Raw genomic sequence first — 12,452 nt, 5'->3', positions numbered from 1 at the left:
CTCCTTCAAAACGTCGAAACCCTCGGTTAGACCATGCTAACCGAAAGTCCCTATTAGGCAGTTCCTAATTGTGCACAACAAGAGATGTCTGTTAATATTTGCCAAACATATATCATAATCCATTATAGACAATTTTTGAAAATTTATACAGACAAATTATACACGACGACGTTTTGGTGGACGGCATCCGTTATGTGGAACTGGAGTAACGTCTCTGATAGCAGTTACTTCAAGACCAGCAGCTTGAAGAGCACGGATAGCAGCCTCACGACCAGCACCCGGACCTTTAACAGTTACGTCAAGAGTTTTTAAACCGTGTTCCATAGAAGCTTTAGCAGCAGTTTCAGCAGCCATTTGTGCAGCGAATGGAGTAGATTTACGAGATCCTTTGAAACCTAATGATCCAGCGCTTGACCAAGAAATTGCGTTACCATGAACATCAGTGATTGTTACGATTGTGTTATTGAAAGTTGAACGAATATGAGCTGTACCAGCTTCAATATTCTTTTTCACACGACGTTTACGTACATTTGTTTTACGTGCCATGTTGAATACCCTCCTTTACTTAAAAAATATTATTTCTTCTTGTTCGCTACTGTGCGGCGTGGGCCTTTACGAGTACGAGCATTGTTTTTAGTGTTTTGACCACGAACAGGTAAGCTACGACGGTGGCGAATACCACGATATGAACCGATTTCGATTAGACGTTTAATGTTTAAAGAAACTTCACGACGAAGATCCCCTTCAACTTTCAACTTATCGATTAATTCACGAATTTTACCTAATTCTTCTTCTGTTAAATCACGTACACGAGTGTCTTCTGAAATACCAGCTTCAGCTAAGATTTTTTCAGAAGTTGCACGACCGATTCCGTATACATAAGTTAAAGAAACAACCACGCGTTTGTCGCGAGGAATATCTACACCAGCAATACGAGCCATTCTAGTGCACCTCCTTCTTTATTAACCTTGTTTTTGTTTATGTTTTGGATTTTCACAAATTACCATTACTTTACCACGTCTGCGGATAACTTTACATTTTTCACAGATTGGTTTTACTGATGGTCTCACTTTCATGATTTCAACCTCCTTGTAGATTACGGAGTGCATATTTATTATTTAAAACGGTACGTAATACGGCCACGAGTTAAATCATATGGAGATAGTTCTACAGTAACTTTGTCACCTGGAAGAATACGAATGAAGTTCATACGAATTTTACCAGAAACGTGTGCAAGAACGACATGACCATTTTCCAATTCAACCTTGAACATCGCATTCGGAAGTGTTTCCGTAACGGTACCTTCAATTTCAATTACATCATCTTTCGCCATTAGGGCATTCTCCTTTCTTCAAATCAGTAGCTTGCTTGTAGGCAAACATACGCTTAGGAACATTAAGCCAAAGTGCTCTGATATGTTGGAGATTTTTGGCCTACTAAAGACCTATATTATATCAATCGTTCCAAGCAAAGCCATGTTTAAGCTTTAATAACAGTATCAGTTTTGACGAAACAACAATACGTCATACACAAGGAACGACGATCTTATCGTTCAATTATTAAACTAACTCTTTTAAAAGATTATCAATGTCATTGAAAACTTTATTAATCTCTTGTTCACCTTCAATTGTTTTTACATAACCAAGATTATTATAGAAATCAAGTAAAGGCTGAGTTTGTTTGATATTTACTTCAAGGCGATTTGCAACTGTTTCTTCATTATCATCCGCACGTTGATAAAGTTCTCCGCCACATTTAGGGCAAACACCCTCTTCAACAGGTGGATTGAAAATTAAATGATAAGTTGCTCCACACTCTTTGCAAATACGACGACCTGTTAAACGTTCAATTAAAAGTTGTTGGTCTACATGAATGTTTAACACGAAGTCAATTTTACGATTCATTACTTTCAGAGTCTCTTCTAGTGCTTCAGCCTGCGCAACTGTTCTAGGAAAACCATCCAGTAAAAAACCGTTTTGGCAATCATCTTTAGCTAATCGTTCACGTACAATACCAATTGTTACCTCATCAGGAACAAGATGACCTTGATCCATAAACGATTTTGCTTGAAGACCTAGTTCTGTGCCGTCTTTAATCGCTGCACGGAACATATCACCAGTAGATATATGAGGAATGCCGTATTTTTCGACAATTTTCTCAGCTTGTGTGCCTTTGCCTGCACCAGGAAGCCCCATAAGAATTAAATTCATGGTTAATCCTCCTCAAAATTAGGTGAGCAATAGGGAATTATGCATTTCCCTATGCTCGTTCTTTAATAAAGCCTTTGTAGTTTCTCTTAACAAGCTGACTTTCTAATTGTTTCATTGTTTCAAGCGCAACGCCGACTACGATTAGTAAACTTGTTCCTCCAATTTGAGCTGAAGGTGGTAAGTTCGCAATTTTACCAAATACGATTGGTAATAAAGCGATGACAGCTAAGAAAATTGCTCCTACGAAAGTTAAACGATATAAGACTTTAATGATATATTCTTGAGTGCTCTTACCTGGGCGAATACCCGGGATGTAGCCACCTTGCTTCTGAAGATTTTCAGCCATTTGCTCTGGATTTGCCTGAACAAAAGTATAAAAATATGTGAAAGCAATGATCAAGATTAAATAAAATGCCATTCCCCATGGATTGTTATACGTAAAATGCGTTTTAATCCATTCAGTCACATTGTTACTTGGTAAGAACGATGCAATTGTTGAAGGAGTAATTAAAAATGAAACAGCGAAGATTACCGGAATAACCCCAGCGCCATTTACTTTTAATGGCAAGTGAGTAGATTGTCCTCCGACATAGCTATTATTACCATTGTTACGTTTAGCATATTGAATTGGAATTTTACGATTAGCTTGTTGAATGTAAATTACAGCTACGATTACTAAAAGTAAAACTAAAAACACTATGCCAACCTTAACGATGTTCATGAATAGCGCGTCTCCAGCATTTTGAAATTGTTGCTGATAGACTTGGTGAAGTGTATTAGGAATAGCAGCAACTATACCGCCAAAGATGATAACTGATATACCGTTCCCTACACCTTTAGCAGTAATCTGCTCACCTAACCACAATAAGAAAGATGTTCCAGCTGTTAGTACAATTGCTATATAAATATAGGTTGACCAACCTGGATTTTCTATTAACATTCCGCCAGTAACATTGTTCATACTGATTGATAATCCAATTGCTTCTACAAAACCTAGAATAATTGTGATGTATCTAGTCAGTTGAGTCAATTTACGTCGACCAATCTCACCTTGCTTCGACCATTCAGTTAACTTCGGAACAACGTCCATTTGAAGTAACTGAATAATGATTGAAGCAGTAATGTAAGGCATTATACCCATTGCAAAAATCGAGAACTGTTTAAGAGCTCCTCCACCGAATGTATTTAACACTCCGAAAATACTCGTCGTACTATCTTGAGATGCTAATACATCAGCGTTGACGTTTGGAACAGGTATAAACGTTCCAATACGAAATACAATTAACATTAATAACGTAAAGAATATTTTTTTTCTAATATCTGCAATGCGCATAAAGTTGGAGATTGTCCGGAACATTTTAGATCACCTCAGCATTTCCACCAGCTGCTTCGATTGCCTCTACTGCAGAAGATGAGAACTTGTGAGCTTTAACAGTAAGTTTTACTTCTAACTTACCTTTACCTAAAATCTTAATACCAGCTAATTCTTTACGAACAATACCAGTTTCGATCAGTAACTCAGGAGTTACTTCAGTTCCGTTTTCGAAGCGATTTAACGTTTCAACATTAACGATTGCGTAATCTTTACGGTTGATGTTAGTGAAACCACGTTTTGGTAAACGACGGAATAAAGGAGTTTGACCACCTTCAAATCCAAGACGAACACCGCCACCTGAACGAGCGTTTTGTCCTTTATGACCTTTACCAGCAGTTTTACCAGTACCTGAACCAATACCACGACCGATACGTTTAGATACTTTACGAGAACCTTCTGTAGGTTTTAATTCATGAAGTTTCATTAGGGCACCTCCTTACTTATTCATGTTCAATTAAATTTCTTTTACAGATACAAGGTGAGAAACTTTATTAATCATCCCACGCATTGCAGCGTTATCTTGTTTAACAACAGTTTGGTTTGTTTTAGTAATACCTAAAGCACGAACTGTTGCGATTTGATCTTGTTTACGACCAATTACACTGCGAGTAAGGGTAATTTCTAACTGTTTAGCCATCGTTATCCCTCCTTATTAACCTAGTAATTCTTCTACAGATTTACCACGTAATTTTGCAACTTCATCCGCACGTTTTAAGTTACTTAAACCTTCGATTGTAGCACGTACAATGTTTACTGGTGTATTAGAACCAAGAGATTTAGATAAAATATCATGTACCCCAGCAAGTTCTAATACCGCACGAACAGGACCTCCAGCGATAACTCCAGTACCTTCAGAAGCAGGTTTTAAGAATACTTCACCAGCTCCAAAACGACCAGTAATTACGTGAGGAATTGTAGTTCCAACGATTGGTACATTAATTAGATTTTTCTTAGCATCTTCAACAGCTTTACGAATAGCATCAGGTACTTCTTGAGCTTTACCAGTACCAAAACCTACATGACCGTTTTTGTCACCAACAACTACTAATGCTGCAAAGCGGAAACGACGACCACCTTTTACAACTTTAGCAACACGGTTGATCGTAACTAAGCGTTCTTCAAGCTCTAATTTATTAGGATCAATGCGACGCATGTATGTCCCTCCTTCTTTTATTAAAATTGTAAACCAGCTTCACGAGCAGCTTCAGCTAAAGCTTTTACGCGACCATGATATAAGTAACCACCGCGGTCGAATACAACTACAGAAACACCTTTTTCAGTAGCACGTTTTGCAACTAAGCTACCAACTAATGTTGCTGCTTCGATGTTACCAGTACCATTTAAAGTTAATTCTTTATCTAAAGTTGATGCACTTGCTAATGTTACACCATTAACATCATCAATGATTTGAGCATAGATATGGTTGTTTGAACGGTAAACGTTTAAACGTGGACGTTCTTGAGTACCAGATAATTTAGTACGAACACGAGCATGTCTTTTTTTACGTACTGCATTTTTATCAGCCTTAAAGATCATCTTGGTCACTCCTTTCTCTTATCTAGTTATAGATTACTTCGCAGTTTTACCTTCTTTACGACGAACCATTTCGCCTTCGTAACGGATACCTTTACCTTTGTAAGGCTCTGGTGGACGTACTTGACGAATGTAAGCAGCAAGAGCACCTACACGTTCTTTGTCGATACCTTTAATACTGATTTTAGTATTTGAAGGTACTTCGATTTCAACACCATTTTCAGGAGTGATCTCAACTGGGTGAGAATAACCAACAGCTAGAACAAGTTTGTCACCTGTTTTAGTCGCACGGTAACCTACCCCAACTAATTCAAGGTTACGAGTATAACCATTAGTTACACCTTCAACCATGTTACCTAAGATAGCACGAGTTGTACCATGAAGAGCACGGTGCTCTTTGTTATCAGTTGGACGTGCAACTGATAATACGTTCTCGTTAACTTCGATTGTCATATCAGGGCTAAAAGTACGAGTTAACTCACCTTTAGGTCCTTTTACTGTAATAGTATTGTTGTTATTAGTAAGAGTAACTCCAGCAGGAATTACAAGTTCTTTTTTACCAACACGAGACATTCACTACACCTCCATTCTCTCTGTGTTATATTACCAAACGTATGCTAAGATTTCGCCACCAGTTTTTGCTTGACGAGCTTCTTTATCTGTCATTACACCTTTAGATGTTGAAACAATAGCAACACCTAAACCGTTAAGTACGCGAGGTACTTCGTCAGCTTTCGCGTATACACGTAAGCCAGGCTTAGAAATTCTTTTTAATCCAGTGATAACACGTTCGTTGTTCACACCATATTTTAAGAAAATACGGATGATACCTTGTTTATCATCTTCAATGTACTCAACGTCACGGATGAAACCTTCACGTTTTAGAATTTCAGCAACCTCTTTCTTTAGGTTAGAACCTGGGAATTCTAATTTCTCGTGACGTACCATGTTCGCATTACGAATGCGAGTAAGCATATCTGCAATAGGATCTGTCATGACCATGTTCAGATAACCTCCTTCCTAATATCTATAGAATTACCAACTAGCTTTTTTAACGCCAGGGATTTGTCCTTTATAAGCAAGTTCACGGAAACAAATACGGCAAAGTTTAAATTTACGTAATACTGAGTGTGGACGTCCGCAACGTTCGCAACGTGTATACTCTTGTACTTTAAATTTCTGAGCACGTTTTTGTTTCGCAATCATTGATTTTTTAGCCACGTTTTCGCCTCCTCTTCTTTAGCGCTGGCTTTCATTATTTTTGAAAAGGCATTCCGAATAATGTTAGCATTTCACGAGCTTCTTCATCAGTATTTGCAGTAGTTACAATAACGATGTCCATACCACGTACTTTGTTTACTTTATCATAATCGATCTCTGGGAAGATTAATTGCTCTTTAACACCTAAAGTGTAGTTTCCACGGCCATCGAATGCTTTTTTAGAGATTCCACGGAAGTCACGTACACGAGGTAAAGTTACAGAAACTAATTTCTCAAAGAATTCGTACATACGCTCACCGCGTAATGTAACTTTAGCACCGATAGGCATTCCTTCACGAAGACGGAATTGAGCGATTGATTTTTTAGCTCTAGTAACAACAGGTTTTTGACCTGCGATTAAAGTTAATTCCTCAACAGCAGTATCTAATGCTTTTGAATTTGAAACAGCCTCACCAACACCCATGTTGATGACGATCTTTTCAATTTTTGGCACTTGCATAACTGATTTATAGTTAAACTTGCTCACTAGAGCAGGAGTGATTTCATTTTGATATTTCTCGACTAGGCGGTTCATTCAGTTGACCTCCTTTCATAAATTTCTATTATTTATCAAGTAATTCGCCTGATTTTTTTGCAATACGTACTTTTTTACCATCCACTAATTGGTAACCTACGCGTGTAGGTACTCCAGTTTTTGGATCTAATGCCATAACATTAGAAACATGGATTGGTGCTTCTTTCTCGATGATGCCACCTTGTGGGTTAGCTTGAGTAGGTTTTGAGTGTTTTTTAATGATGTTAACACCTTCAACTAGTACGCGGTTATTCTTTGGAAAAGCAGCAAGGATAACACCTTGTTTTCCTTTGTCTTTACCAGAGATAACTTGAACTTTATCACCTTTTTTTACATGCATCTTCTTCGTGCACCTCCTTAATAAGGCTTTCTGAAGTATTTATTAAAGTACATTAATTAAAGTACTTCTGGAGCTAATGATACGATTTTCATGAAGTTGCTATCACGTAATTCACGTGCAACTGGTCCGAAAATACGAGTACCACGTGGGCTCTTATCATCTTTAATGATAACAGCTGCGTTTTCATCAAATTTGATGTAAGTACCGTCTGGACGACGAACACCGCGTTTCGTACGAACGATAACAGCTTTAACTACATCACCTTTTTTAACAACGCCACCTGGTGTTGCTTGTTTTACTGTACATACGATGATATCACCGATGTTAGCAGTTTTACGGCCTGAACCACCTAATACTTTAATAGTAAGTAATTCACGTGCACCTGAATTGTCAGCAACTTTTAAACGAGTTTCTTGTTGGATCATGTCAAATTGACCTCCTTTCGGATTAAGAATGATATCCGATCATCTATTAGATAATAACAGCTTCTTCTACGATTTCAACTAAACGGAAACGTTTTGTAGCTGATAATGGACGAGTCTCCATGATTTTTACGATATCGCCAACTTTTGCAGTGTTTAGCTCATCGTGCGCTTTATATTTCTTAGAATATCTAACGCGTTTTCCGTATAGTTTATGTGTTTTATAAGTTTCAACTACAACAGTAATTGTCTTATCCATCTTATCAGAAACTACACGTCCTGTGTAAACTTTACGTTGGTTACGTTCGCTCACTGTGCAAACCTCCCCTCATCATTAATTATTAGAGTTAATTTCTCTTTCACGAACTACAGTTTTCATACGAGCAATTGCTTTACGAACCTCGCGGATACGAGCAGTGTTCTCTAATTGTCCTGTAGCTAATTGGAAACGAAGATTGAATAACTCTTCTTTAAGAGATTTCACTTTTAATTCAATTTCAGCAGTGGTAAGATCGCGAATCTCATTAGTTTTCATTAGAATCACCACCATTGTCTTCACGTTTTACAAACTTACATTTAACTGGTAATTTGTGAGCTGCTAAGCGTAGTGCTTCACGAGCTACTTCTTCAGATACACCAGCGATTTCGAACATAATTTTTCCTGGTTTAACGACTGCTACCCAACCTTCAGGAGCACCTTTACCGCTACCCATACGAACCTCAAGAGGTTTAGCTGTGTAAGGTTTAGAAGGGAAGATTTTAATCCATACTTTACCGCCACGTTTCATGTAACGAGTCATTGCACGACGCGCTGCTTCAATTTGACGGTTAGTAATCCAAGAAGCTTCAGTAGATTGTAAACCGAATTCACCAAATGCTACTTCAGTACCACCTTTGGCACGTCCGCGCATTTTTCCACGATGCTCTCTTCTATATTTAACACGTTTAGGCATTAACATAATTAATTTCCTCCTTCCTCAGAAGCTTTCTTTTTTGTAGGAAGAACTTCACCTTTGTAGATCCATACTTTTACGCCTAGTTTACCGTATGTTGTATCTGCTTCTGCAGTTGCATAATCGATATCCGCACGTAATGTATGAAGTGGCACTGTACCTTCACTATATGATTCTGAACGAGCAATATCTGCTCCGCCAAGACGACCAGAAACTTGTGTTTTAATACCTAATGCACCAGCACGCATAGCACGTTGAAGTACTTGCTTTTGAGCACGACGGAAAGAAACACGGTTTTCTAATTGACGAGCGATGTTTTCAGCTACTAATTTAGCATCAAGATCTGCTCTTTTAATTTCGATGATGTTGATATGAACACGTTTGCCAGTAAGGTTGTTTAAAGCTTTACGAAGAGCTTCAACTTCCGAACCACCTTTACCGATTACCATACCTGGTTTTGCAGTGTGAACAGTAATGTTTACACGGTTAGCAGCTCTTTCGATTTCTACTTTAGAAACAGCAGAATCTTTTAAACGAGTGCTGATGTACTCACGAATTTTGATGTCTTCATGTAAAAGATCAGCGTAATCTTTTTCAGCGTACCATTTAGATTCCCAATCTTTAATAATACCAACACGAAGTCCGACTGGATTTACCTTTTGTCCCATCGATTATCCCTCCTTCTTCTCTGATACCACGATTGTAATGTGGCTTGTGCGTTTGTTGATTGCGCTAGCACGTCCTTGTGCACGAGGGCGGAAACGTTTTAAAGTAGCACCTTCATCAACGAATACTTTTTCGATGTATAAGTTATTAACATCCATATCATAGTTGTGCTCTGCGTTAGCAATAGCAGATTTTAATAATTTTTCTACAACAGGAGAAGCAGTTTTTGGTGTGTGTCGAAGGATTGCGATCGCTTCGCCAACTTGTTTACCTCGGATTAAATCGACTACTAGACGAACTTTACGAGGAGCGATACGAACTGTTCTCAGTACAGCTTTAGCTTGCATTGGAGTGCCTCCTCTCATTATCTTCTAGTTTTCTTGTCATCCGCATCGTGACCTTTATAAGTACGAGTTGGAGCAAATTCACCAAGTTTGTGACCTACCATATCTTCCGATACATATACAGGTACGTGTTTACGACCATCGTACACTGCAATAGTATGTCCGATAAATTGTGGGAAAATAGTCGAACGACGTGACCAAGTTTTAACAACTTGCTTAGAGTCAGTCTCGTTTAATTTCTCAACTTTAGCTAATAAGTGATCATCAATAAATGGACCTTTTTTCAGGCTGCGTCCCATTGTGGTACCTCCCTTCGTGATTGACCTACGGTTCTAGTGAACCGTAGCACAATCGCGTTATTTTTTACGACGACGAACGATAAACTTGTCTGACGCTTTGTTTTTCTTACGAGTTTTGTAACCAAGAGTTGGTTTACCCCATGGAGACATTGGTGATTTACGTCCGATTGGAGAGCGTCCTTCACCACCACCGTGTGGGTGATCAACTGGGTTCATTACAGATCCACGTACAGTTGGGCGTTTACCCATCCAACGAGAACGACCTGCTTTACCGATGTTAATAAGTTCGTGATGTTCGTTACCAACTTGACCTACTGTCGCGCGGCAAGTTGCTAAAATCATACGTACTTCACCAGAGTTTAAACGAACTAGTACATAACGATCTTCTTTACCTAATACTTGAGCAGAAGTACCAGCTGAACGTACTAATTGTCCTCCACGACCTGGTTTTAACTCGATGTTGTGAATTGTAGTACCTACTGGAATGTTTACAAGTGGTAAAGCGTTACCTACTTTAATATCTGCTTCAGGACCTGAAACGATTTCCATTCCTACTACTAAGTTTTTAGGAGCTAGGATGTAACGTTTTTCTCCATCAGCGTAGTTAATTAACGCAATGTTTGCAGAACGGTTTGGATCGTACTCGATTGTAGCAACGCGTCCTGGTATACCATCTTTATCTCGTTTGAAATCGATGATACGGTATTGACGTTTGTGTCCACCACCTTGGTGACGAACAGTAATTTTACCTTGGTTATTACGGCCAGCTTTTTTACTAAGTGGAGCTAATAATGATTTTTCTGGTTTGTCAGTAGTGATCTCAGCAAAATCATTAGTAGTCATACCACGGCGACCGTTAGTGGTTGGTTTATACTTTTTGATTCCCATCGTAATTTCCCTCCTTTTCTAGTAGTTAGTATTAAACGCCTTCGAATAATGTAATTTCTTGGCTATCAGCAGTTAATTTAACGATTGCTTTTCTACGACGGTTTGTGTAACCAGCATGTTTACCCATACGTTTAAACTTACCTTTGTAGTTCATTACGTTAACTTTTTCTACTTTAACACCGAAGATTGCTTCAACAGCATCTTTAACTTCAGTTTTGTTAGCTCTTACATCTACTTCAAAAGTGTATTTTTTTTCAGCGATTGCTTCCATAGAAGCTTCAGTGATAACTGGGCGTTTGATAATATCACGAGGATCCTTCATTACGCAAGCACCTCCTCTACTTTTTCCACCGCAGCTTTAGTCATGATTAATGTATCATGATGTAAAACGTCGATTACGTTTACTTCATTTGCTGCAAGAACTGTGATTCCAGGGATATTGCGAGCAGATAAAGCTACGTTTTCATTTAGGTCAGCTGTTACGATTAAAACTTTCTTAGCAACTGATAAGCCAGTTAATACAGTAACCATATCTTTTGTTTTTGGTGCGTTTAACGCTAAATCTTCAAGAACTAGCATGCTTTGTTCTAATACTTTAGTAGATAAAGCTGATTTAATCGCTAAGCGACGTACCTTTTTAGGTTTTTTATATGAGTATGATCTTGGAGCTGGACCGAATACGATACCACCACCACGCCATTGTGGAGAACGGATTGAACCTTGACGAGCACGGCCAGTTCCTTTTTGTCTCCATGGTTTGCGACCACCACCACGTACTTCAGAACGTGTTTTAACTTTGTGTGTACCTTGACGTAAAGATGCACGTTGCATCATTACAGCATCAAATAAAGCATGTTCGTTTGGAGCGATTCCGAATACAGCATCAGCTAATTCGATTTCTCCTACTTGAGCACCTGTTTGATTAAACATAGTAACTTTAGGCATTTTATTTCCTCCTTTCTTCTAAATTAATTATTTAGATTTAACCGCAGTACGGATTGTTACGTAAGATTTTTTAGAACCTGGTACATTACCTTTTACTAAAAGTAAGTTACGTTCAACGTCAACTTTAACGATTTGTAGGTTTTGTACAGTTACTTTTTCTCCACCCATTTGACCAGGTAAAGCTTTGTTTTTGAATACACGGTTCGGAGCAACAGGACCCATTGAACCTGGACGACGGTGGTAACGAGAACCGTGAGACATTGGTCCACGAGATTGTCCGTGGCGCTTAATGCTACCTTGGAATCCTTTACCTTTTGAAGTTCCAGTTACATCAACGATGTCACCATTTGCAAAAATATCTACTTTGACTTCTTGACCAACTTCATAAGCTGATACGTCAGCGTTGCGAAGTTCACGAACGAAGCGCTTAGGTGCAGTGTTTGCTTTAGCAGAGTGCCCTTTTTCTGGTTTGTTAGCTAATTTTTCACGTTTGTCAGCGAAACCGATTTGGATAGCTTCGTAGCCATCAGTTTCAGTAGTTTTCTTTTGTAAAACCACGTTTGGAGTAGCTTCGATTACAGTTACTGGAATTAACTCGCCGTTTTCAGCAAATACTTGTGTCATACCGATCTTTTTCCCTAAGATTCCTTTAGTCATAAGTCACACCTCCTGAATTTATATA

Annotated in this window: 26 protein-coding genes; all 26 read right to left on the bottom strand. The window is 38.5% G+C overall.

Annotated features, from left to right (window positions below):
• Positions 1 to 156: 156 nt before the first annotated feature.
• Positions 157 to 546, bottom strand: coding sequence for a 30S ribosomal protein S11 (gene rpsK, locus BM319_RS23535; protein ID WP_056467481.1), 390 nt, complete (start codon positions 544 to 546; stop codon positions 157 to 159).
• 29 nt (positions 547 to 575) lie between these two features.
• The gene (gene rpsM / locus BM319_RS23530) at positions 576 to 941 is read right to left on the bottom strand and encodes a 30S ribosomal protein S13 (RefSeq protein ID WP_056467478.1); all 366 of its coding nucleotides are present in this window, start codon (positions 939 to 941) and stop codon (positions 576 to 578) included.
• Positions 942 to 962: 21 nt separating this feature from the next.
• Positions 963 to 1,076: a 50S ribosomal protein L36 gene (rpmJ, locus tag BM319_RS23525; RefSeq protein ID WP_000868344.1), complete on the bottom strand. Its 114-nt coding sequence runs from the start codon at positions 1,074 to 1,076 to the stop codon at positions 963 to 965.
• Between the two features lie 38 nt (positions 1,077 to 1,114).
• A complete protein-coding gene (gene infA / locus BM319_RS23520) occupies positions 1,115 to 1,333 on the bottom strand; it encodes a translation initiation factor IF-1 (RefSeq protein WP_056467475.1) in 219 nt (72 codons plus the stop codon).
• Between the two features lie 226 nt (positions 1,334 to 1,559).
• Positions 1,560 to 2,210: an adenylate kinase gene (locus BM319_RS23515; RefSeq protein ID WP_056467472.1), complete on the bottom strand. Its 651-nt coding sequence runs from the start codon at positions 2,208 to 2,210 to the stop codon at positions 1,560 to 1,562.
• A gap of 49 nt (positions 2,211 to 2,259) precedes the next feature.
• Positions 2,260 to 3,567 (bottom strand): preprotein translocase subunit SecY, encoded by a 1,308-nt coding sequence (secY, locus tag BM319_RS23510; protein ID WP_069033616.1) that lies wholly within the window; start codon positions 3,565 to 3,567, stop codon positions 2,260 to 2,262.
• Between the two features lies 1 nt (position 3,568).
• Positions 3,569 to 4,009 (bottom strand): 50S ribosomal protein L15, encoded by a 441-nt coding sequence (gene rplO, locus BM319_RS23505; RefSeq protein ID WP_056467467.1) that lies wholly within the window; start codon positions 4,007 to 4,009, stop codon positions 3,569 to 3,571.
• Between the two features lie 30 nt (positions 4,010 to 4,039).
• Complete coding sequence (gene rpmD / locus BM319_RS23500; RefSeq protein WP_056467464.1) at positions 4,040 to 4,222, bottom strand: 50S ribosomal protein L30; 183 nt, start codon at positions 4,220 to 4,222, stop codon at positions 4,040 to 4,042.
• A 15-nt stretch (positions 4,223 to 4,237) separates the two neighbouring features.
• Positions 4,238 to 4,738 (bottom strand): 30S ribosomal protein S5, encoded by a 501-nt coding sequence (gene rpsE / locus BM319_RS23495; protein WP_056467462.1) that lies wholly within the window; start codon positions 4,736 to 4,738, stop codon positions 4,238 to 4,240.
• 20 nt (positions 4,739 to 4,758) lie between these two features.
• A complete protein-coding gene (gene rplR / locus BM319_RS23490; RefSeq protein WP_069033615.1) occupies positions 4,759 to 5,121 on the bottom strand; it encodes a 50S ribosomal protein L18 in 363 nt (120 codons plus the stop codon).
• 33 nt (positions 5,122 to 5,154) lie between these two features.
• Positions 5,155 to 5,691, bottom strand: a complete 537-nt coding sequence (gene rplF, locus BM319_RS23485) for a 50S ribosomal protein L6 (protein ID WP_069033614.1) — start codon at positions 5,689 to 5,691, stop codon at positions 5,155 to 5,157.
• Between the two features lie 30 nt (positions 5,692 to 5,721).
• Positions 5,722 to 6,120 carry a 30S ribosomal protein S8 gene (gene rpsH / locus BM319_RS23480; RefSeq protein ID WP_056467453.1) on the bottom strand — a complete coding sequence of 133 codons (399 nt, stop codon included), beginning with the start codon at positions 6,118 to 6,120 and terminating at the stop codon, positions 5,722 to 5,724.
• Positions 6,121 to 6,153: 33 nt separating this feature from the next.
• Positions 6,154 to 6,339, bottom strand: a complete 186-nt coding sequence (locus BM319_RS23475) for a type Z 30S ribosomal protein S14 (RefSeq protein ID WP_056467450.1) — start codon at positions 6,337 to 6,339, stop codon at positions 6,154 to 6,156.
• 34 nt (positions 6,340 to 6,373) lie between these two features.
• Positions 6,374 to 6,913: a 50S ribosomal protein L5 gene (gene rplE, locus BM319_RS23470; protein WP_069033613.1), complete on the bottom strand. Its 540-nt coding sequence runs from the start codon at positions 6,911 to 6,913 to the stop codon at positions 6,374 to 6,376.
• Positions 6,914 to 6,941: 28 nt separating this feature from the next.
• Entirely contained in the window at positions 6,942 to 7,253 is a 312-nt protein-coding gene (gene rplX, locus BM319_RS23465) for a 50S ribosomal protein L24 (protein WP_056467443.1), read from the bottom strand.
• A 56-nt stretch (positions 7,254 to 7,309) separates the two neighbouring features.
• Positions 7,310 to 7,678: a 50S ribosomal protein L14 gene (gene rplN / locus BM319_RS23460; RefSeq protein WP_056467440.1), complete on the bottom strand. Its 369-nt coding sequence runs from the start codon at positions 7,676 to 7,678 to the stop codon at positions 7,310 to 7,312.
• A gap of 46 nt (positions 7,679 to 7,724) precedes the next feature.
• Positions 7,725 to 7,988 (bottom strand): 30S ribosomal protein S17, encoded by a 264-nt coding sequence (rpsQ, locus tag BM319_RS23455; protein ID WP_069033612.1) that lies wholly within the window; start codon positions 7,986 to 7,988, stop codon positions 7,725 to 7,727.
• Positions 7,989 to 8,009: 21 nt separating this feature from the next.
• Positions 8,010 to 8,210 carry a 50S ribosomal protein L29 gene (rpmC, locus tag BM319_RS23450; protein WP_056467434.1) on the bottom strand — a complete coding sequence of 67 codons (201 nt, stop codon included), beginning with the start codon at positions 8,208 to 8,210 and terminating at the stop codon, positions 8,010 to 8,012.
• A complete protein-coding gene (gene rplP / locus BM319_RS23445) occupies positions 8,200 to 8,634 on the bottom strand; it encodes a 50S ribosomal protein L16 (protein WP_069033611.1) in 435 nt (144 codons plus the stop codon). The genes rpmC and rplP overlap by 11 nt, the downstream gene beginning before the upstream one ends.
• Before the next feature lie 2 nt (positions 8,635 to 8,636).
• Entirely contained in the window at positions 8,637 to 9,296 is a 660-nt protein-coding gene (rpsC, locus tag BM319_RS23440; RefSeq protein ID WP_056467428.1) for a 30S ribosomal protein S3, read from the bottom strand.
• 3 nt (positions 9,297 to 9,299) lie between these two features.
• Complete coding sequence (gene rplV, locus BM319_RS23435) at positions 9,300 to 9,641, bottom strand: 50S ribosomal protein L22 (protein ID WP_056467425.1); 342 nt, start codon at positions 9,639 to 9,641, stop codon at positions 9,300 to 9,302.
• Between the two features lie 17 nt (positions 9,642 to 9,658).
• Complete coding sequence (rpsS, locus tag BM319_RS23430) at positions 9,659 to 9,937, bottom strand: 30S ribosomal protein S19 (RefSeq protein WP_069033610.1); 279 nt, start codon at positions 9,935 to 9,937, stop codon at positions 9,659 to 9,661.
• 57 nt (positions 9,938 to 9,994) lie between these two features.
• Entirely contained in the window at positions 9,995 to 10,825 is an 831-nt protein-coding gene (gene rplB, locus BM319_RS23425) for a 50S ribosomal protein L2 (protein ID WP_056467419.1), read from the bottom strand.
• A 31-nt stretch (positions 10,826 to 10,856) separates the two neighbouring features.
• The gene (rplW, locus tag BM319_RS23420) at positions 10,857 to 11,147 is read right to left on the bottom strand and encodes a 50S ribosomal protein L23 (RefSeq protein WP_056467416.1); all 291 of its coding nucleotides are present in this window, start codon (positions 11,145 to 11,147) and stop codon (positions 10,857 to 10,859) included.
• A complete protein-coding gene (gene rplD / locus BM319_RS23415; protein WP_091024920.1) occupies positions 11,147 to 11,770 on the bottom strand; it encodes a 50S ribosomal protein L4 in 624 nt (207 codons plus the stop codon). Before rplD ends, rplW begins: the two co-directional genes overlap by 1 nt.
• Positions 11,771 to 11,797: 27 nt before the next feature.
• Positions 11,798 to 12,427 carry a 50S ribosomal protein L3 gene (gene rplC / locus BM319_RS23410; RefSeq protein ID WP_056467410.1) on the bottom strand — a complete coding sequence of 210 codons (630 nt, stop codon included), beginning with the start codon at positions 12,425 to 12,427 and terminating at the stop codon, positions 11,798 to 11,800.
• Between the last annotated feature and the right edge of the window lie 25 nt (positions 12,428 to 12,452).

Source organism: Bacillus sp. UNCCL81 (assembly GCF_900112535.1).
Lineage (GTDB): Bacteria > Bacillota > Bacilli > Bacillales > Bacillaceae_G > Gottfriedia > Gottfriedia luciferensis_B.
This window is presented reverse-complemented; position numbering and strand designations above follow the sequence as displayed.